The organism is Streptomyces chisholmiae (genome assembly GCF_031845445.1).
Classification (GTDB): domain Bacteria; phylum Actinomycetota; class Actinomycetes; order Streptomycetales; family Streptomycetaceae; genus Streptomyces; species Streptomyces chisholmiae.
Map to the genome: position 1 here is coordinate 44,308 of NZ_JAVREO010000013.1, position 18,324 is coordinate 62,631.

Here is an 18,324-nt window from a genome sequence, read left to right on the forward strand (position 1 = left end):
TCCTCAGTGTGCCTGGCGTCGGAGGATTCTTCCGAGTCGGGCCGCCACTCCCCAGGCGGTGACCCGCCACAGGGCCTCGATCACGATGTCCCGGCTCATCTTGCTGTTGCCGTGGGCCCGTTCCACGAAGGTGATCGGCACCTCGACCACCCGGTGACCGGCCCGGACCGCCCGGTGCGCCAGGTCCACCTGGAAGCAGTAGCCCTGCGAGGCCACGTCGTGCAGCAGCGCGCCGTCCAGCACCGGCGCCCGGAAGGCGCGGAAGCCGCCGGTCACGTCCCTGATCGGCAGCCCCAGCACCAGCCGGGAGTAGGCGCTGCCGCCGCGGGAGAGCAGCTGCCGGTAGCGCGGCCAGTTCACGATCCGCCCGCCGGGCACCCAGCGGGAGCCGAGCACCACGTCCGCGCCGGCCAGCGCGGTCAGCAGCCGGGGCAGCTCCTCCGGCTGGTGCGAGCCGTCGCCGTCCATCTCCACCAGCACCCCGTAGCCGCGCGCCAGGCCCCACTCGAAGCCGGCCAGGTAGGCCGCGCCCAGGCCCTCCTTGCCCGGCCGGTGCAGCACCCGCACGCCGGGGTCGGCGGCGGCCAGCTCGTCGGCGAGCTTGCCGGTGCCGTCCGGGCTGTCGTCGTCGGCGATCAGCACGTCACACGCCGGCATGGTCTCCCGCAGCCGGGCGACCAGCGGCGGGAGGTTGTCGGCCTCGTTGTAGGTCGGGATGACCACCAGGACCCGACCCAGCGGCGGGAACTCCCGCGCGCCGCCCGTCACCCGCTCACTCCTCCCGCTCGGCGGGGCCGGCCTCCCGGCTCCGCTCGGCCGCCGGGCGGCGTCTCAGTCTGGGGGCCGCGCCGGTCCACAGCCAGGCCAGCAGCCCGGCCAGGGCCAGCGACCACTCCGGCGCCGCGCCCACCCGGTCGGCGACCGTCCGCTGGTCGCGCAGCGGCAGCTCGGTGGTGAGCACGTCCTGGGTGAACTCCTCGGTGCGCTGCTCGATGCTGCCGTCCGGCCGGACCACGGCGCTGATGCCGCTGGTCGCCACCGTGACCACGGCCCGGCCGTGCTCCACCGCGCGCAGCTGGGACATGGCCAGCTGCTGCTCGGGCTGGCCGGTCTCGCCGTAGGTGGCGTTGTTGGTCTGCACCACCAGCGCGCGGGCGCCCTCGTTCACGGTGTCCCGGACGATGCCGTCGTAGGCCACCTCGAAGCAGATCACGTCGCCCAGCCGGGCCGGGCCGACGTCCAGCACGCCGGAGTGCTCGCCGGGCCAGAAGTCCCGGGGCACCCGGTCCAGCCGGGTGATCACCTTGCTGAGCTGGTCCCGGAACGGGACGTACTCGCCGAACGGCACCGGGTGCTGCTTGGTGTACGAGTCGCCCGGGCCGGTCTCCGGGTCCCAGACGATGCCCTGGTTCTCCACGTAGCCCTCCCGGGTCGGGTGGTCCACCAGGGCCCCGATCAGCACCGGCACGCCGACGGCCCGCACGGCCCGGTCGATCGCCGCGTAGGCCTCGGGCCGGCGGTACGGGTCCAGGTCGGAGGCGTTCTCCGGCCAGAGCACCAGCTCCGGCCGCTCGACCCGGCCGGCCTCGACGTCGTCGGCCAGTTCGAGGGTCGCCTCCACGTGGTTGTTGAGGATCATCATCGGGCGGCCCAGGAAGTCCATCCCGGCCTGCTGCACGTTGCCCTGCACGATGGCCACCCGGACGGTGTCGGCGGCGGCCGTGCCCACCGGCACCGCGTAGCCGACGGCACCCACGGCCAGCGCCAGGCCGGCGCCGCCCAGCGCGGGCAGCGCGGTCCTCGGCGCCAGCAGCCGGGCCCGGTGCAGCGCCCACAGCCGCAGCCCGGCCCAGGCCAGCAGCGCGCCGGTCAGCGCCACCGCGAAGGTCACCAGCGGCGCGCCGCCGAGCGCGGCGAGCGGGGTGAACGGGGTGTCGGTGTTGGCGAACGCCAGCCGGCCCCACGGGAAGCCGCCGAACGGGACCCGCCCGCGCAGCAGCTCCTCGCCGACCCACAGGCAGGCCGCCCACAGCGGCCAGGCGCGCAGCCGGGCGGTGGCCGCCAGGCCCGCGCCGAGCGGGATGAAGAAGGCCGCCTGGATGATCGCCAGGCCGATCGTCGCGTCCCAGCCGATCACCCGCAGCCAGGCCAGCAGCCCGAGGAAGAACGGCACGCCCGCCACGAAGCCGAGCCAGCCGCCCCGGCGGGCGCTGCGGCCCCGGGTCAGCAGGGACAGCGCGGCGACCGCGACCAGGGACAGCGGCCACAGGTCGTAGGGCGGGAACGCCGGCACCAGGACCAGCCCGGCCAGCGCGGCCAGCAGCGTCGCCGGCCAGTCGTGCCGCAGCGCGGCGGCCAGCCGGCGCAGCCGCCCGGGGCGGCGCGCCGGCGGGGCGCCGGGGGCCGCCGGCGGGGGCGCCGAGCCCGGCTCCTGCGGCTCGTGCGGCTCGGCGGGATCGGCCGGCCGGGCGCGCAGGCCCTCGGCCTCGTCCCTGGCGGTCGTCTCTGGGCCCGGTGGCACCACGGTCGTGGCCTCTCTGGCGAGCGGGGCGATGATGAACGACCGTACCTCGCCTGCCGGGGCGCGCGATCACACGGGCCGCGGAACGTGCGCTCCGCGCCCGGCTGCGGACCGGAGCCCGGCGCCCTTCGGTCCGACCAGGGACCCGCTGGCTGCGGGTCGACCGAAGCCGTTGTCTACTGAGCGTCCGGGCCCCGCCCGGGTCGCACCTGCCGACCGGGCGAAACCTCCCGCCCCCGTGCCGCGGACACTGGACCTGGCTCCCGCTGGCGGGACGCCGGGACGGCGCCCGCCCTCTGGCCCAGCAGCGTTCGACGGCTGCGCGAAGGAACGCCGGTCGGACGTCCTGTGGTGGACCCGGCCGAACCTACCCCCGGACGCCCGGCGGCTGTCAACACGTGCGTCACCTGCGGTGTTCCGCCAAAGCGGCTGGTCAGTGCGGGCGGCACACGGCCGGTGGGTGAGCGAGCGCACGTCGTTCGGCGGTATCGGCCGGGCGCCGGATCACTCGTTCAGCCGGTCGTAGACGATCTCCCCGCCGACCACCGTACGACGGCACTCCGGGAGCGGGCCGCCCGGGCTGAGGTCCGGGAGGCCGGGGGTGCCGGAGCGGGGGTCGGTCGACCAGCGGGCCACCCGGTCGTCCGGGGCCTGCACCAGCAGCGCGCCGGTGTGCCAGACCGCGTAGTCGGCCGGGGCGCCGGGCACCAGGACGCCGGCGTCGTCCCGGCCGACCGCCCGCCAACCGCCCCTGGTGTGCGCGGTGAAGGCGGCCCGCACCGAGATCCGGTGGGCCGGGGTGCGGTGGTGGGCGGCGGCCCGCACCGCGCCCCACGGGTCGAGCGGGGTGACCGGCGCGTCCGAGCCGAAGGCCAGCGGCACCCCGGCGCGGGCCAGCGCCGCGAACGGGTTCAGCTCGGCGGCCCGTGCCGGCCCCAGCCGGGCCGCGTACATGCCGTCCTGGCCGCCCCAGGCGGCGTCGAAGGCCGGCTGGGCGGAGACCACCAGGCCGAGCGCGACCAGCTCGGCGATCAGCTCGGCGGAGAGCAGCTCAGCGTGCTCCACCCGGTGCCGCAGCGCGCGGACCCGCTCCAGACCGACCCGGTCGGCGGCGGCCCGGACACCGCGCAGCACGGTGGCCACGGCGGCGTCGCCGATGGCGTGGAAACCGGCCTGGAAGCCGGCCTCGGTGCACAGCGCGACATGGGTGGCGATCTGGTCATCGGTCAGGTGCGCCAGGCCGGTGTGCGGGGCGTCGGCGTACGGCTGGCACAGGTGCGCGGTGTGCGAGCCGAGGGAGCCGTCGGCGAACAGGTCGCCGGCCGCGCCGACCGCGCCCAGCTCGGCGATCCGGCGCGGGTCCTTGGGGTCGGTGACCAGCTCGGCCCAGTACCCGAAGATCCGCGGCCCGGGCTCGGCGGCGGCCAGCTTCACCAGCGCGACCAGGTCGTCCTCGCTGGAGATCTCCGGGCCGCCGCACTCGTGCAGCGCGCCGATGCCGTGCGCGGCGGCGTGCGCCCGGGTGGCGCGCTGCGCCTCGGCGCGCCGGCTCGGGCTGAGGTCGCCGAAGGCGCGGGCCCGCACCGCGTGGTGGGCGTCGCCGGTGAGCGGCCGGTCGGCGTGGTAGCCGGCGCGGTGCGCGACGCCCGGGACCAGGTCGAGCAGCGCGGTGGTGGCCAGCGCCGAGTGCACGTCGACCCGGGACAGGTAGAGCGGCCGGCCGCCGGCCGCCGCGTCCAGCTCGGCGCGGGTGGGGGCCCGGTCCTCCGGCCAGCGGGCCGAGTCCCAGCCGTGGCCGAGCAGCACCCCGCCGGCCGGCCGGGCGGCGGCGTAGGCGCGGACCCGGGCCAGCGCGTCGGCCAGGTCACGGGCGCCGGTCAGGTCGAGCCCGGTGAGCGCCAGGCCGGCGGCGGTGACGTGCGCGTGCGCGTCGGTGAAGGCCGGGGTGACGAGGGCGCCGTCCAGGTCGACCGTCTCGTCGGCGGAGTCGGCCAGCGCGTCGGCGGCGGCCTCGGAGCCGAGCCAGGCGACGCGGTCGCCGGTGACCAGCATGGCGGTGGCGAACGGGTCGGCCGGGCTGTGGATCTCGCCCCGGCGCAGCAGCGTCGACCGCGCGGTCGCGCCGGGGGTGGTGCGTTGGGTCATGCCCCCAGTCTCCCGGCCGCCGGGGGGTGCTCCGGCCGCGGGGTCAGATCCGGGGCGGCCGGGACTCGTAGGGGGTGGAGAGCACGACCGTGGTGTGCGTGGAGACGCCGGCCAGCGAACGGATCCTGGCGAGCAGCAACTCCAGCTCCCCCGAGGTGGCGACGCGCACCTTGAGCAGGTAGTTCTCCGCGCCGGCCACGCTGTGGCAGGCCTCGATCTCGGGGACCGGGGCGAGCCGCTCGGCGATGTCGTCGGGGGCGCTGGGGTCGAACGGTTTGACGGAGATGAACGCGGTCAGCGACAGGCCCACCGCCTCCGGGTCGACGATCGCCGCGTATCCCCGGATGACCCCCCGCTGTTCCAGCCGGCGGACCCGCTGGTGGACGGCGGAGGTGGACAGGCCGGTGGCCCTGCCCAGATCGGTGTAGCTCATCCGCCCGTCCTTGACGAGCAGTTCCACGATGCGCTGGTCCAGTTCCTCCACGAGTCCGTAACCTACCCGGATCACCGGCGAAGCGCTGGCCGCTTTCCGCTTGTCAGACCGTCAGGCGTACAGTCGTTCTTCACACTTCTGTGATGAAGACCACAATCACGGCGCGCAGGCGCCCTCCGGCCGGGCGATTATCCGCCGATCGGCACGGGCAGCTCTTGCAGAGGCCGCCACATGTGCCTTCCAAGGGGGATTTATGCCCACTGTTCAACCGCCCCGGCAAGCCGCGGGCCAGGCCGCCGCGCGCGCCGCCCGCCGGGGCTCCACCGGCTCCGGGCCGACCGGCGTGGTGCCGGTCGCCCCGTTCTCGACCGGCGGGCTCGCCGAGCCGCCGGACGAGCCGGAGCTGGTCGGCGTCGAGGGGCCCCGGGTGGTCTGCCCGGAGTGCGCCCGCTCGATCGCGCTCGGCGCGGCGGACGAGCCGCTGCCCCAGCACGCGCTGTGTGCCACCCCGTGGCAGCCGTTCGGGCTGACCATCTGCCCCGGCTCGGGCCGGGAGCCGGCGGAGGCCGGCTGGTCGGTGCAGCTGGCCCCGCCGACCGGCGGGGAGGTGCTCTCGCTGGCGACGCTGCCGGAGGGGCTCGACTGGCGCCTCCAACCGTTCTCGCACGCCGCCGGCCCCGCCCCGGCCCTCCGCCAGGCGGCCTGACCCCGGTCCCCGCGGCGCCGCGGCGCCGCGGGGGCCGGGCCCCGCGGGCCCGGCCGGCCCGCCATGGGCTATCCCGCCAACTCCCGCCGGGAGTCCGGCGGGACGGTCGACCGCGGGTCGAGGATCCGCACACGACCGAACCAGACCCCGCACCGGGCCGTGGGCTGGACGGCCGACGACTCCCCCGGGGCTCGGCCGGCTCGCGGCCGGGCCGCGGCCCGGCTGGGGAGGGCGGGGGCCTCGCGACCCCCGGGGTCAGTTCGGGGTCGGTTCGGCTCGGGCGAGGACCTCGCGGGCGATGACCAGGCGTTGGATCTGGTTGGTGCCCTCCACGATCTGCAGCACCTTCGCCTCCCGGAGGTAGCGTTCGGCCGGGTAGTCGGCGCTGTAGCCGTAACCGCCCATCAGCTGGACCGCGTCCACCGTCACCCGCATCGCCGCGTCCGTGCAGAACAGCTTCGCCATCGCCGCCTCGGCGGTGAACGGCCGGCCCGCGTCCCGGAGTCGGGCGGCGCTGTGCAGCAGCGCCCGGCCGGCCTCGATCTGGGTGGCCAGCTCGGCGAGCAGGAAGCGGGTGCCCTGGAAGTCGGCGACCGGCCGGCCGAACTGCCGGCGCCGGGTGGTGAACGCCAGCGCCTCGTCCAACGCCGCCCTGGCCAGGCCGACCGCGCAGGCGGCGATGCCCAGCCGGCCGGCGTCCAGCGCGGCCAGGGCGATCGGCAGGCCGCGCCCCAGCTCGCCGAGCCGGCGCTCGTCGGCCACCCGCACGCCGTCGAAGTGCAGTTGGGCGGTGGGCGAGCCGGCCATGCCCATCTTGCGTTCCGGCTTGGCGGCGGTCAGGCCCGGCGCGTCGCCCGGCACCAGGAAGGCGGTGATGCCCTTGGGGCCGTCCTCGCCGGTGCGGGCCAGCACCGTGTAGAAGTCGGCGATCCCGCCGTGCGTGATCCACGCCTTGGTGCCGGTGATCACCCAGTCCGCGCCGTCCCGCACCGCGCGGGTGCGCAGGCTGGCCGCGTCGGAGCCGGCGGTCGGCTCGGAGAGGCAGTAGCCGCCCAGCAGTTCACCGCCGAGCGCGTCGGGCAGCCAGCGGGCGCGCTGCGTCTCGTCGCCGAAGCCGGCCAGCGCGTGACAGGCCAGGGTGTGCACGCTCACCCCCAGGCCGACGGTGAGCCGGGCCGCCGCCAGCTCCTCCAGCACCCGCAGGTACACCTCGTAGGGCTGGCCGCCGCCGCCGTACTCCTCGGGGTAGGGCAGGCCGAGCAGGCCCAGCTTGGAGAGCAGGGCGAAGGTCTCCCTGGGGAAGACCGCGGCCGCCTCCTCGTCGGCGGCCGACGGCCGGATCTCGCGGCCCGTCACCTGACGGACGAGGGCGAGCAGTTCGTCCGCCTCGCCGGCGTTCGACGCGGTCGGGGTCGGGGGGTGGGACGGCATGGTGACCATGGTTCCTTTCGGTGGCGGGTGCGGGTGGCCCGCCGACCCGGGCGGCGCGGAGGTGGCCCCGACGCCCGGGTGGCGTGAAGACGGTGCGAGGCAGTGAACCAGCTGCCGGCCCCCAGGTCGAGGACTCCGGCCCGGTCCGCCGCGGGACGCGCGCGGCGCGCGCCGGGCGCCGGCGAGGCGGTCAGGGGCAGCCGGGGTTCTCCGCGTCCACCGAGAGGGGCGCGCCGTGCGGCACCAGGTAGGTCGCGTAGAGCACCACCGGCTCGGTGCCGAGGTTGCGTCCCACGTGGACGTGGTCGGCGCCGTGGGCCTCGACCAGGGCGTCGCCCGGTCCTGACACCTCGACCGTGCAGTCGTCCAGGGTGCGGGTCAGGATGCCGGACTCGACCACGCCGAGCAGCGGCCCGTGGTGGTAGTGCCAGCCGGTGGAGCCGCCGGGCGGGATGGTGATGAGCCGCTGGACCACGTCCGTCGGCCCCTCGACGGCGATGTCCACGCCGTGCGGGGCGAGGCCCTCGGTCAGCGGCTCGACGATCGGCTCGGTGTCGGCGCCGGCCGCGCCGACCGCCGAGGAGGGCAGGGCGCCCAGCGCCAGCGTGCCGGCCAGCGCGGCGATGATCCAGGGCAGCCGGCGAGCCCGTCCCCGCCTCATCGGGCTATCTCCCGACGTGCGTCCTGACTCGCCGTCAACATCTCGCGTGCTTCCGTTCGTTGGGGCACCTGACCTCCTTGTCGAGGCTCCGACACTGCCAGGCCGATCATGCCCCGCGGCCGGATGATCAACCCAGGGAAGCGCGCGTCCCGCGGGTCAGGCGAAGCGGTCCGGGTCGCCGGCGCCCCGGCGCACGATCTCCGGTTCGCCCTCGGAGAAGTCGACGACGGTGGTCGGCACGGTCCCGCAGTCGCCGGAGTCGAGCACCGCCTCCACCACGTGGTCCAGGCGCTCCTTGATCTCCCAGCCCTGGGTGAGGGGTTCGTCCTGGTCGGGCAGCAACAGCGTGCTGGAGAGCAGGGGTTCGTCGAGGGCCGCGAGGAGCGCCTGGACCACGGGGTGTTCGGGGACGCGCACCCCGACGGTGCGCCGCTTCGGGTGCAGCACCCGGCGCGGCGCCTCCTTGGAGGCCGGCAGGATGAACGTGTAGCCGCCGGGGGTGGCGGCCCGGACGGCGCGGAAGACGGCGTTCTCCAGCCGGACGAACTGCCCCAGTTGGGCCAGGTCCCGGCAGACCAGGGTGAAGTGGTGCCGGCTGTCCAGCTGCCGGATGGTGCGGATGCGCTCCAGACCCTCGCTGTTGCCCGGCAGGCAGCCGAGCGCGTAGCAGGAGTCGGTGGGGTAGACGATCAGCCCGCCGTCGCGCAACAGCCGCACGGCCTCGGCGATGGCGCGGGGCTGCGGGTTCTCCGGGTGAACGTCGAGGTATTTCGCCATGCGCCGAGCTTAGGTCGTGCGCGGCGGCGCCCGGCGCGGCGCCCCGGCCGGTGGGACCGGGGCGCCGGGCGGGTGAGACCGGGGCGCCGGGCGGTGGGGTCAGCCGGCCGCGTCGAGCAGGGCGCGGTGTTCGGCCGGCAGTTCGAGGGTGACGCCGGCGATGGCCTCGGTGAGCTGCTCGGGGCGGCTCACCCCGACGATCGGGGTGACGGCCGGCTCGCCGCCGGTCAGCCAGGCGAGGACCACCTGGTTGGGGGTCACCCCCAGCTCGTCGGCGACCTGGCCGAGCGCCGCCGCGCGGCGTTCGTTGCCGACGTGCTGGTAGGCCTCGCCCGGGTCGCGGTCGGGTCGGGCGTAGTGGCCGTAGAGGAGGGTGGTGTAGGCCCAGAGGGTCAGCTCCGGGTCGCTGTGCACGTAGTCCAGCGTCTCGTCGGTGGCCCAGCCGAACCGGTGGTTCTGGCCCGGCACGGCGATGCCCGGGCGGGGTCTGAAGTAGGAGTGGCGCAGCTGGAGCGCGGTGTACTCGGCCCAGCCGTGGCTCCGGGCGATGCCGCGGGCCCGTTCCACCCGCCACAGCGGGTGGTTGGAGGCGCCCAGCCGGCCGACGGTGCCGTCGGCGGCCAGTTTGGCGAGCGCCTCGGCGGTCTCCGCCAGGTCGACGCTCCGGTCCTCCATGTGCGCCCAGTACAGGTCGAGGTGGTCGGTGCCGAGCCGGCGCAGGCTGCCCTGGACGGCGGTGGCGATGGCGGCCCCGGACAGGCCCTGCCGGTTGGCCGGCCACTCCCCGTCGTCCATCGGTTCGGCGCCGACCTTGGTGCTGATCCGGACCCGGTCCCGGACGCCGGGGCGGCTGGCCAGCCAACGCCCCAGGAGGCGTTCGCTGGCCCCGCCGTGTCCGCTGTCGTCGGCCCAGAAGCTGTAGCAGTCGGCGGTGTCCAGCCAGACGCCGCCGGCGTCGACGAACTGGTCGAGCAGCGCGAACGAGGTCTCCTCGGGGACCTTGATGCCGAAGAGCATGGTGCCCAGCGCGAGATTCACCGCGGTCATGGTGTTCCTTCCCGTTGTCCCTGGTGGGAGGGGTAACACTGGTCGCTGGAGTGCTCTCCAGGGCAAGCCGCGAGGCTTGACGGAGCGTCAGCTGATCACCTGACGCTCCATCAACTGCGCTTGTCCGGACGGCGCTCCGGTGCGGTGAGACCGAGGTCATCGGGGTCGTCGCCGGGGAGGTGGCGGGCCACCTCGGCGTCGGTGACCTCGGCCAGGGTGGCCGGCCGCCAGCGTGGCGCGCGGTCCTTGTCGACCACCTGGGCGCGGATGCCCTCGACCAGGTCGTGGCTGGTCAGGCAGGCGCGGGAGGTGCGGTACTCCTGCTCGAGCGCCTCCTCCAGGGTGGCCAGCCGGCGGGCCCGGCGGACCGCGGCCAGGGTCACCTTGAGCGCGGTCGGGGAGCGGCCGAGCAGGGTGCGCGCGGCCGCCTCGGTGGCCGGGATGCCGGCCGCGGTCAGCCGGGCCAGGATCTCCTCGACGGTGTCGGCCGCGTAGCAGGCGTCGATCCAGTCACGGGCCGCGGCGAGCGGGGCCGGCGGCGCGGGGCTGGCGTGCCGGGCCACCGCTTCGGCGGCCGGCCGTTCGGCGAGGTCGGCGGCGAGCGCGGGCAGCGCGGCGGCCGGCACGTGGTGGTCGGCGAAGCCGCACAGCAACGCGTCGCCGGCGGTCATCTCGGCGCCGGTGAGCGCCAGATGGGTGCCCAGCTCGCCGGGCGCGCGGGCCAGCAGCCAGGTGCCGCCGACATCGGGCACGAAGCCGATGCCGGTCTCCGGCATGGCGACCCGGGAGCGTTCGGTGACCACCCGGAGGTCGCCGTGGGCGGAGACGCCGACGCCGCCGCCCATCACGATGCCGTCCATCAGCGCCACATAGGGCTTGGGGAACCGGGCGATCCGCGCGTTGAGCCGGTACTCGTCGCGCCAGAACGCCGCGGTGGCGGTGCCGTCCGAGGTGCTGGCGTCCCGGTGGATGGCGCGGATGTCGCCGCCGGCGCAGAGGCCGCGGTCGCCGGCGCCGCTGATCAGCACGGTGGTCACCGCGGGGTCGTCCGCCCAGCCGCGGAGCGCCGCGTCCACCGCCCGCACCATGGCGTGGTTGAGGGCGTTCAGCGCCCGGGGCCGGTTGAGGGTGATCCGGCCGAGCCGGCCCGTCGTCGCCAGCAGCACCTCGGGCCGCTCCCGCTGGTCGCCGGTCACCGCGTGGCCTCCGGGCCGGTGCTCTCGCCTCGCATGATCCGCTGGTCCTTCCCTCTCGGTCGCCGGTCGGCCGCGCGGACCGGCCGGCCGCCGCCGCCGGACCGCCGCGCGCCCCCCGAGGGTACGGCGGGGGCGCGCGGCGCGGCGGGGGCCGGTGCGCCGGAAGGGAGGTGGGCCGGTTCGCGGGGGCCGGTCTCGCGGGGGTGTCAGACCCCGTAGCGCGGCCTGAGGTGGCGCCAGAAGTCGCGGGCCATCCAGGCGTCGAAGCCGGTGATCTCGGCGGCGCTGCCGGCCTTCATCAGGAAGGAGTCGACGCCGGTCGGCGTCCAGTCGTAGAAGTCGTCCAGCCCGAGGGTGTGGCCGATCTCGTGCAGCAGGATGTGGATGTTCTCCTGGCCGAGGGCTCCCACGAAGTACTCGCGGCCCATCCGCTGGCCCCAGTCGCCGCCGGCGCCGCCGCCGAAGCCGTCGGTCAGCCACAGCGACTGGTCGAAGTGGCGGGCCTCCCCGCCGGGGCACTGGCTGTAGTCGCCGTCCTGGTGGTGGAACCGGTCGCACTCGGGGGCGCAACGCGGGGCGCCGCCGGCGTCCAGGTCGCCGATGTAGAGGTCAACCGCGTCGTCGTCCCACTGGAGGGTGGCGCGGTCGGCGGCCGCCCAGCCCACGACGTTGACCGGGACCCGCTGGTAGGGGAACCCGTCGAAGCCGTCGACGGCCTCGAACCACTTGTTGACCTGCTGGTCGAGCACGGTGTGGATCTGGTCGCGCAGTTCGGCGGTCACCGGGGTGGCGGACTCCCAGCGGACGCAGTAGTTGAGGGTGCCACCGTTGGCCATGACTTGGTCCCAGCCGTAGTTGGGGAAGCCCAGCAGGTCGGGGTAGGTCTCTGCCATGTGCCGCCAGACCTCGTCGAGGCCGGTGGCGTACTCGGCCGGCGGGTTCCAGTTCTCGTCGGGGTGGTCGGCGGCGGCGGGGGTGGGGGCGGCGGTGGCGGCCGAGGGCACGAGCAGGGCGGCGACCAGGGTGAACAGCAGGACGCCGCAGAGCGTCAGCGGCCCGCGGCGCCGGGCCGGGCGGTCTCCGGTGGGGATGCGCACGGTCAACTCCTTCGTGGACGTGGCGAGTCGGGCCCGCTGTCCGCGGGCCCGTCCCCAGGTGGCCGCCGGCGCCCGGTTGGTTGCCGAGGGTGGGCGGGTGCCGGCCGTGGGTGGTGGCCGGCGCCCGCCCGGCGCCGGGTCAGACGGGGACCTCGGTGGTCAGGCCGTCCGGCCAGTGAACGGTGACCCGCTCCCCCGCCACCTCGACCCGCGGCGGCTCCGCGGGCGCCGGGTCCGCCCCGCCGTCGGCCGCGTCCAGCGTGACCAGGGCGGCCAGCAGGCCGTCGGCCGGCGGGCCGTCCGCGGTGGCCACCCAGGGCACCGCGGTGTGCGGGCCCAACGGTGTGACGTCGTCCGCCCGCCACACGCCGGCCTCGGCGAAGCCGCGCAGCGCCCGCACCGCCGAGCGCAGCCGGCCGTCCCGCGCGGCGGCCACCAGCCCGGCCGGCGCGGGGGCCGGCGCCGGCGGCTCGGCCGCCGTCAGCGGCCAGCCGCCGAGCCGGACCCGGGCGCCGGGCGCCGCGTCGGCCACCCGCACCAGCCGCAGCTCCCGGCCGTCCCGCAGCACCGAGGCGACCGTGAGCCGGCCGGCCACGGTGGCCGCGCCGGCGCGGCCCGAGCCGTGGTCCGGGCCGGCCTCGGACGCCGGGTCGAGCCAGTGCGCCGGCCCGCCGGAGACGGCCAGCAGCACGCCGCCGGGGGCCCGGCCGGTGTGCCGGGTGGTGAAACCGGTGCGGTGGCTGGCGCGACCGGCGGAGTCCAGCAGCACCACCGCGTTGTCCACCGGGGCGTCCACCGTGTCGCCGACCAGCGGCGGGACGGTGGCGGTCGCGTAGCCCAGGCGGGCGTAGAGCGGGGCGTCGGTGAGGACGTCGCCGGCCCGCGCGTGGTCGGTTCCGTGGTTGACGACGGTGATCACGCCGGTTTCCCGCCGGCCGCTGACCAACCAGCCGGGCGCCTCGACCAGCCGGTCGAAGTCGCCGCGCTCCACCGGGAGTCGCTCCTCGACGTCGGTCCACACCGGGTGGTCGGCCGGCAGGGCGAGGCCGAGCATGCCCTTGGCGGCCCAGTAGGGCGAGCCCGGCCCCGAGTAGGACTGCTTCATCGCCGGCCACGGGTGGTGCCAGCCGAGGCTGAGCAGCCCGTCGGCCGGGTCCGGCGCGCCCCGGTCGTGGAAGTGCTTGAGGATGCCGCTGGCGGCGCGGCGTAGCTGGCCGGGCGGCAGGTCGCCGACTCCGGCGTAGGCGGCGGTCCACAGCGGGGCGGCGGCGGCGAACCGGTAGACCAGGCTGCGCCCCTGGAGCAGCGGGGAGCCGTCGGCGCCCAGCAGGTGGACGGCGTCCCGCAGGTAGGCGGTGAGGTCGGCCTCCCAGACGCGGCGCAGCTCCGGCGGGCAGAGCGTGCCGGTGACGTCGAACGCCCGGGTCCACAGCAGCGGGTAGAGGTGCAGCGCCCAGCCGGTGTAGTGGTCGTAGGCGCGCTGTTCGGCGCCGTCGCTGAGCCAGCCGCCGGCCCGGCGGAGGCTGGCGTGGACGGCGAGGTCCTCCTCGATGTCGGTCGCCGACCAGGGGCCGCCGACCTCGCGGAGGAAGGACTCCACCACGACGCGGAACCAGACCCAGTTGATCGGCGGGTAGGGCTGGCCGACGACGGTGGCCAGCCAGGCCACGGTGCGTTCCCGCACCCCGTCGTCCAGCCGGTCCCACAGCCAGGGCCGGGTGAGTTGCAGGATCAGCGCGATGGACGCGGCCTCGACCTTGGCCTGCCCCAACTCGTCGGGCCGCGGCCAGGCTTCGGGCGAGTGCGGGTCGGTGCCGGCGGCCAGCCCGGCGGCGTACCGCTCGGCCAGCCCGGTGGGGTCGGCGCCGCGCTCGCCGGCCAGCCGGAAGCCGGCCAGCAGCAGGGTGCGGGCGTAGCCCTCCAGGCCGTCGGAGGCCGGCCCGTAGGCGCTGTGGGGCCCCGGCAGGTCGATCCTGGCGCCGAGTGGGGAGCGGTACCGGTCGGTGGCGGCCAGCATCCGGTCGGCGACGGCGGTCCAGTGCGCCCTGGTCCAGCCGGTGTGCGGGGAACGGGCGCGGTCCTCGGGTGGGTTCACGCGCGCACCGCCAGGTCGCCGCGGCTGACCGGGTCGATCGGCGGCCGGCCGGCCCGGTAGCGTTCCAGCTCGTCGAGCGCGGCCTGCGCCATCCGGCGGGTCTCGGTGTCGAGCGAGCCGGCGATGTGCGGGGTGACCAGCACGTTGGGCAGGTCGTAGAGCGGTGAGTCGGCGGGCAGCGGCTCGGGGTCGGTGACGTCGAGGATGGCCTGGAGCCGGCCGTCGGCGCAGGCGTGGGCGAGCGCGTCGGTGTCCAGCAGGCTGCCCCTGGCGGTGTTGATCACGGTGGCGTGCGCGGGCAGCGCGGCCAGCTCGGCCGCCCCGATCAGGTGCCGGGTGGCGGGGAGTTCGGGGGCGTGCAGGCTGAGCACGTGCGCCTGGGGCAGTGCCTCGGCGAGGGTGGCCGGCTGGGCGCCGGCGGCGGCGATCTCGGCGGGGTCGGCGATCGGGTCGACGACCAGGACGCGGGCCAGCCCCAGCTCGGTGAGCAGGGCGCAGACCCGGGCGCCGATCCGGGAGTAGCCGACCAGCACCACGGTGCGGTCCACGCCGGACAGTTCGCCGCGCCGCTCGCGGTAGGACCAGTCGGCGCGGTGCGCGCGGGCGTCGTTGGCCAGGAAGGGCACCTTCTTGAAGGCCCACAGGACGGCGGCCAGCGTGTAGTGCGAGACGGGTTCGGCGTTGGCCTCCGCGGCGGTGGTGACCAGCACGTCGCGGTCGAAGACGGCCGGCCCGACGTGTGGGCGGACCGAGCCGGCGGCGTGCAGCACGGCGCGCAGCCGGGGGGCGGCGGCCAGCACCTCGCCGGTCAGCGGGGGACAGCCCCAGGAGGTGATCAGCACCTCGGCCCGGGCCAGCCGGGCCAGGCTGGCCGGCGAGGTCAGCTCCTCGGTGACCAACGGCTCGCCGAGGGTGGCGAGTTGACGGAGGCGGCCGAGTTCGGCCGGACCGAACTGGGTGGCGAAGGTGGGCTGCCCCATGACCAGCAGGGTCTCGGGGGCGGGTGGCTGGGTCACTTGACGCTCCCGCTGGCCAGGCCGGAGCGCCACTGCCGCTGGAGCACGACGAAGGCGACGACCAGGGGCACCACGGCGAGCAACGAGCCGGTGATGACCAGGGGGTTGTACTGGGGGAACTGCGTCACGCGGGAACTCCACTGGAAGAGGCCGAGGGTCATCGGGAAGAGCTTGGGGTCGGTGAGCATGACCAGGGGCAGGAAGAAGTTGTTCCAGATGCCGACGAACTGGAAGAGCAGCACGGTGACCACGCCGGGCCGCATCATCGGCAGCGCGATGGTGAAGAAGGTCCGCAGCTCGCCCGCGCCGTCCATGCGGGCCGCCTCCAGCACCTCGTCGGGCACCGCGGCCTCGGCGTAGGCGCGAACCAGGTAGACGCCGAAGGGGTTGGTGAGCAGCGGGATGAAGACGGCCCAGAAGGTGTCCACCACGCGCAGTTCGGTGGCCAGGAGGTACAGCGGGAGGGCCAGTGCGGTGGTGGGCACCAGCACGCCGGCCAGCGTGACGGCGAACAGCGCGCGGCGCCCGGGGAAGTCCAGCTTGGCGATGGCGTAGCCGCAGGCCGCGCAGATCAGCGCGCCGAGCAGGGCGCCGAGGCCGGCGTAGAGCAGCGAGTTGCGCACCCAGTACAGGAAGACGCCGTCCTCCTCGGCGAACAGGTCCCGCAGGTTGCCCAGCAGGTTCCAGTCGCCCAGCTCGAAGGCGCCGGTGGTGGAGAAGTCCCCGACGTTCTTGGTGGCGGAGGTGAGCAGCCAGACCAGTGGCAGGACGCTGTAGAGCGCGGCGATCAGCAGCAGCGCGTGCACCGCCCCTTTGGAGGTCCAACGCGAGGCCCTGGGGCGGGAGTTCATCGGGACCTCCGGGTGGAAAGGCGCATCACCAGCGCGGAGAGCAGGGCCGAGGCGAGGGCCAGCAGCAGCGAGGCGGCGGCGGCCCGGCCGTAGTCGTTGCTGATGAACGCGGCCTCGTAGACATAGAGACTGGGCGTCCAGGTGCTGGTCACCGACGAGGTGAACGAGCGCAGCACCAGGGGCTCGGTGAAGAGCTGGAGCGAACCGATGACGGTGAAGACCAGCGCGACGAACATGGTGGGCCGGATGATGGGCACCTTGATGGCCAGCGCGGTGCGGATCGGCCCGGCACCATCCACGGTGGCGGCCTCCAGGACGTCGCGGGGCACGGTGCGCAACGCGGTATAGAAAATGATCATGTTGTAGCCGAGCCACTGCCAGGTGGCCATGTTGACGATCGAGGGCAGCACCCCGTCGCCGCCCAGCGGGTCCCAGGGCAGCACGGCGTCCAGCGGGCCGATGCTCGGGCTGTAGAGGTAGGCCCAGATCAGGCCGGCGATCACGCCGGGCACCGCGTAGGGCAGGAAGACCGCCAGCGACCAGACCTGGCGCAGCCGGACGGTGGCCCCGTCAAGCACCAGGGCCAGCGCGAGCGCGGCACCCAGCATCAGCGGGACGTGGACCAGCGCGTAGACGGCGACGTTGCCGACGCTCTCCCGGAACGCCGGATCGCCCAGCACGTCGCCGTAGTTGGCCAGCCAGACGAAGACGTCGCGCGGTCCGTCGAAGCCGAGCCCGGTCAACCGCTCGGTGAACAGGCTCAGATACAGGGCATAGCCGACCGGTATCAGCACGGTGGTGAGCAGCAGCAGCGCGAACGGGCCGGCCAGCAGCCAGGGCGCCAGCCGGCGCCTGCGGCGGCCTGGGCGGGCGGCCGAGCCGGTCCGCTCGGGGGTGGCGAGGGTCATGCCGGGCTCCCCTCCCGCACGGACAGGCCGCGGTCGCGCATGGTGGCCACGGCGGTGCGCTGCACGCCCCGCATCGCGGCCGGGATGGTGGTACCACCGGAGGAGACCTGCCCCAGCGCGTCGGCGACCGAGGAGAACAGGCCGAGCGCGTTGGGCCCCCAGGTCCACTCGGGGACCCGGGTGTCCGCCTCGTCCAGCACGTCGTAGACCGGGTCGCCGACGAAGTAGTCGTCGGCCACGACCTCCCTGGCGACATCCCGGTTGGGCAGGTAGGCGGGGAACGGTGAGGTGAACGTGGCCCCGATGCGCGGGACTTCGGGGTCGGTGGAGAGCCAGCGCAGGAAGGTCACGGCGGCCTCGGGGACCGGGCTGTCGGTGGAGACGCCGAACGCGGTGCCGCCCTGCATGCCGTTGGCCGGCCGGCCCGCGTCCCAGCTCGGCATGGTGGCCACCGCCCAGCGGCCGGTGTCGTCGGGGATGGACTTCTTCAGCGTGCCGACGCCCCAGGAGGCGCCCAGGTAGCTCCACAGCCGGCCGCCGTGGATGCCGGATATCCACTCCTGGGTGCCGGTGCCGCCGCTGGCCACCAGGTCGTCGGCGATCAGCTCCTGCCAGTACTCGGCGGTACGCAGGGTGCCGGCGCCGGCCACGTCCACCACCCAGGTGTCGCCGTCGATCCGCCACCACGGGTCGCCGGCGCCCCAGGACATGCCGGCGAAGAACGAGCCGTCGTTGAGCGGGAAGGTGGTCAGCCGGGCACCCGGGTCGGCCTCCCGCACCGCCGCCGCCGTGTCGGCGAACCCGGCCCAGTCGCGCGGGACGGCCAGGCCGTGCTCGTCGAAGAGGTCCTTCCGGTAGTAGAGGGCCATCGGCGCCATGTCCATCGGCACCGCCCAGGTCCGGCCGTTGGGGCGGACCCCGCGCCAGGCGGCGGTCGAGTAGCCGTCGGCCAGGTCGGCGAGGTCGTCGGTGAGGTCCCGCAGCCCGCCGGTGGCCAGCAGCTGGATCAGCCCCTGGTACTCGACGTGCAGGATGTCGGGGGCGTTGTGCGCCTTGATGGCGTTGGTCTGCTGCGCGTAGCCGCCGGAGAGCCCGGCGGCGATCACGCTCAGCTCGACGTGGACCTCGTCCTGGGCCGCGTTGAACGCCGCGACATAGGCGTCCATGCCGGTCATCCACGACCACAGGGTCACCCGGGTCGCGCCCGATGCGGTCGTGCCGGACGCACAACCGGCGAGCCCGGCGCCTCCGGCGGCGAACGCGGCGGCCCCGGCGGACGCGCGCAACAGCGCGCGCCGCGAGCAGCCGGTCTTCAGCGCCATGGGATCTCCCTTTCCACGTCGAACGGTTGTCCTGGGCCAGCTCAACGTGTGGGATAGTGCGCGGTCAATCAGCATCCGCCAAGCGATCACAATCGATCACAAGCGAAAAGCGAGGGAC

General features: G+C 75.4%; 16 protein-coding genes. 1 reads left to right on the top strand and 15 read right to left on the bottom strand.

The genetic code is table 11. The features are described from left to right. Positions 1-3: 3 nt before the first annotated feature. The 4 genes from RM844_RS21200 to RM844_RS21215 all read right to left on the bottom strand — a co-directional run bounded on the left by RM844_RS21200 (position 4) and on the right by RM844_RS21215 (position 5,150). Positions 4-768: a polyprenol monophosphomannose synthase gene (locus RM844_RS21200; protein ID WP_311668899.1), complete on the bottom strand. Its 765-nt coding sequence runs from the start codon at positions 766-768 to the stop codon at positions 4-6. A 4-nt stretch (positions 769-772) separates the two neighbouring features. Further along, a complete protein-coding gene (gene lnt, locus RM844_RS21205; RefSeq protein ID WP_394814565.1) occupies positions 773-2,521 on the bottom strand; it encodes an apolipoprotein N-acyltransferase in 1,749 nt (582 codons plus the stop codon). A 504-nt stretch (positions 2,522-3,025) separates the two neighbouring features. Beyond that, positions 3,026-4,666: an amidohydrolase gene (locus RM844_RS21210; protein WP_311668900.1), complete on the bottom strand. Its 1,641-nt coding sequence runs from the start codon at positions 4,664-4,666 to the stop codon at positions 3,026-3,028. Positions 4,667-4,709: 43 nt separating this feature from the next. Beyond that, a complete protein-coding gene (locus RM844_RS21215; RefSeq protein WP_311668901.1) occupies positions 4,710-5,150 on the bottom strand; it encodes an Lrp/AsnC family transcriptional regulator in 441 nt (146 codons plus the stop codon). Between the two features lie 202 nt (positions 5,151-5,352). On the opposite strand from RM844_RS21215, the gene RM844_RS21220 reads away from it, so the two are divergent. Beyond that, positions 5,353-5,805, top strand: a complete 453-nt coding sequence (locus tag RM844_RS21220; protein ID WP_311668902.1) for a hypothetical protein — start codon at positions 5,353-5,355, stop codon at positions 5,803-5,805. 255 nt (positions 5,806-6,060) lie between these two features. On the opposite strand, the gene RM844_RS21225 is transcribed toward RM844_RS21220, so the two are convergent. The 11 genes from RM844_RS21225 to RM844_RS21275 all read right to left on the bottom strand — a co-directional run bounded on the left by RM844_RS21225 (position 6,061) and on the right by RM844_RS21275 (position 18,206). Then, positions 6,061-7,236, bottom strand: coding sequence for an acyl-CoA dehydrogenase family protein (locus RM844_RS21225; RefSeq protein WP_311668903.1), 1,176 nt, complete (start codon positions 7,234-7,236; stop codon positions 6,061-6,063). 190 nt (positions 7,237-7,426) lie between these two features. Further along, the gene (locus RM844_RS21230) at positions 7,427-7,897 is read right to left on the bottom strand and encodes a cupin domain-containing protein (RefSeq protein WP_311668904.1); all 471 of its coding nucleotides are present in this window, start codon (positions 7,895-7,897) and stop codon (positions 7,427-7,429) included. A 156-nt stretch (positions 7,898-8,053) separates the two neighbouring features. Further along, complete coding sequence (locus RM844_RS21235) at positions 8,054-8,674, bottom strand: L-threonylcarbamoyladenylate synthase (protein ID WP_311668905.1); 621 nt, start codon at positions 8,672-8,674, stop codon at positions 8,054-8,056. 99 nt (positions 8,675-8,773) lie between these two features. Then, positions 8,774-9,721 carry an aldo/keto reductase gene (locus tag RM844_RS21240; protein ID WP_311668906.1) on the bottom strand — a complete coding sequence of 316 codons (948 nt, stop codon included), beginning with the start codon at positions 9,719-9,721 and terminating at the stop codon, positions 8,774-8,776. A gap of 110 nt (positions 9,722-9,831) precedes the next feature. Next, positions 9,832-10,917, bottom strand: a complete 1,086-nt coding sequence (locus RM844_RS21245; protein WP_311668907.1) for an enoyl-CoA hydratase/isomerase family protein — start codon at positions 10,915-10,917, stop codon at positions 9,832-9,834. A gap of 206 nt (positions 10,918-11,123) precedes the next feature. After that, complete coding sequence (locus tag RM844_RS21250) at positions 11,124-12,008, bottom strand: hypothetical protein (protein ID WP_394814570.1); 885 nt, start codon at positions 12,006-12,008, stop codon at positions 11,124-11,126. 145 nt (positions 12,009-12,153) lie between these two features. Continuing rightward, positions 12,154-14,109: a DUF2264 domain-containing protein gene (locus RM844_RS21255; RefSeq protein WP_311668908.1), complete on the bottom strand. Its 1,956-nt coding sequence runs from the start codon at positions 14,107-14,109 to the stop codon at positions 12,154-12,156. Continuing rightward, a complete protein-coding gene (locus tag RM844_RS21260) occupies positions 14,106-15,089 on the bottom strand; it encodes a hydroxyacid dehydrogenase (protein WP_394814571.1) in 984 nt (327 codons plus the stop codon). The genes RM844_RS21255 and RM844_RS21260 overlap by 4 nt, the downstream gene beginning before the upstream one ends. A gap of 32 nt (positions 15,090-15,121) precedes the next feature. Continuing rightward, positions 15,122-15,976 (bottom strand): carbohydrate ABC transporter permease, encoded by an 855-nt coding sequence (locus RM844_RS21265; RefSeq protein WP_311668910.1) that lies wholly within the window; start codon positions 15,974-15,976, stop codon positions 15,122-15,124. Next, positions 15,973-16,884 carry a carbohydrate ABC transporter permease gene (locus RM844_RS21270; protein WP_311668911.1) on the bottom strand — a complete coding sequence of 304 codons (912 nt, stop codon included), beginning with the start codon at positions 16,882-16,884 and terminating at the stop codon, positions 15,973-15,975. The genes RM844_RS21265 and RM844_RS21270 overlap by 4 nt, the downstream gene beginning before the upstream one ends. Beyond that, positions 16,881-18,206 carry an ABC transporter substrate-binding protein gene (locus tag RM844_RS21275; RefSeq protein WP_311668912.1) on the bottom strand — a complete coding sequence of 442 codons (1,326 nt, stop codon included), beginning with the start codon at positions 18,204-18,206 and terminating at the stop codon, positions 16,881-16,883. Before RM844_RS21275 ends, RM844_RS21270 begins: the two co-directional genes overlap by 4 nt. Between the last annotated feature and the right edge of the window lie 118 nt (positions 18,207-18,324).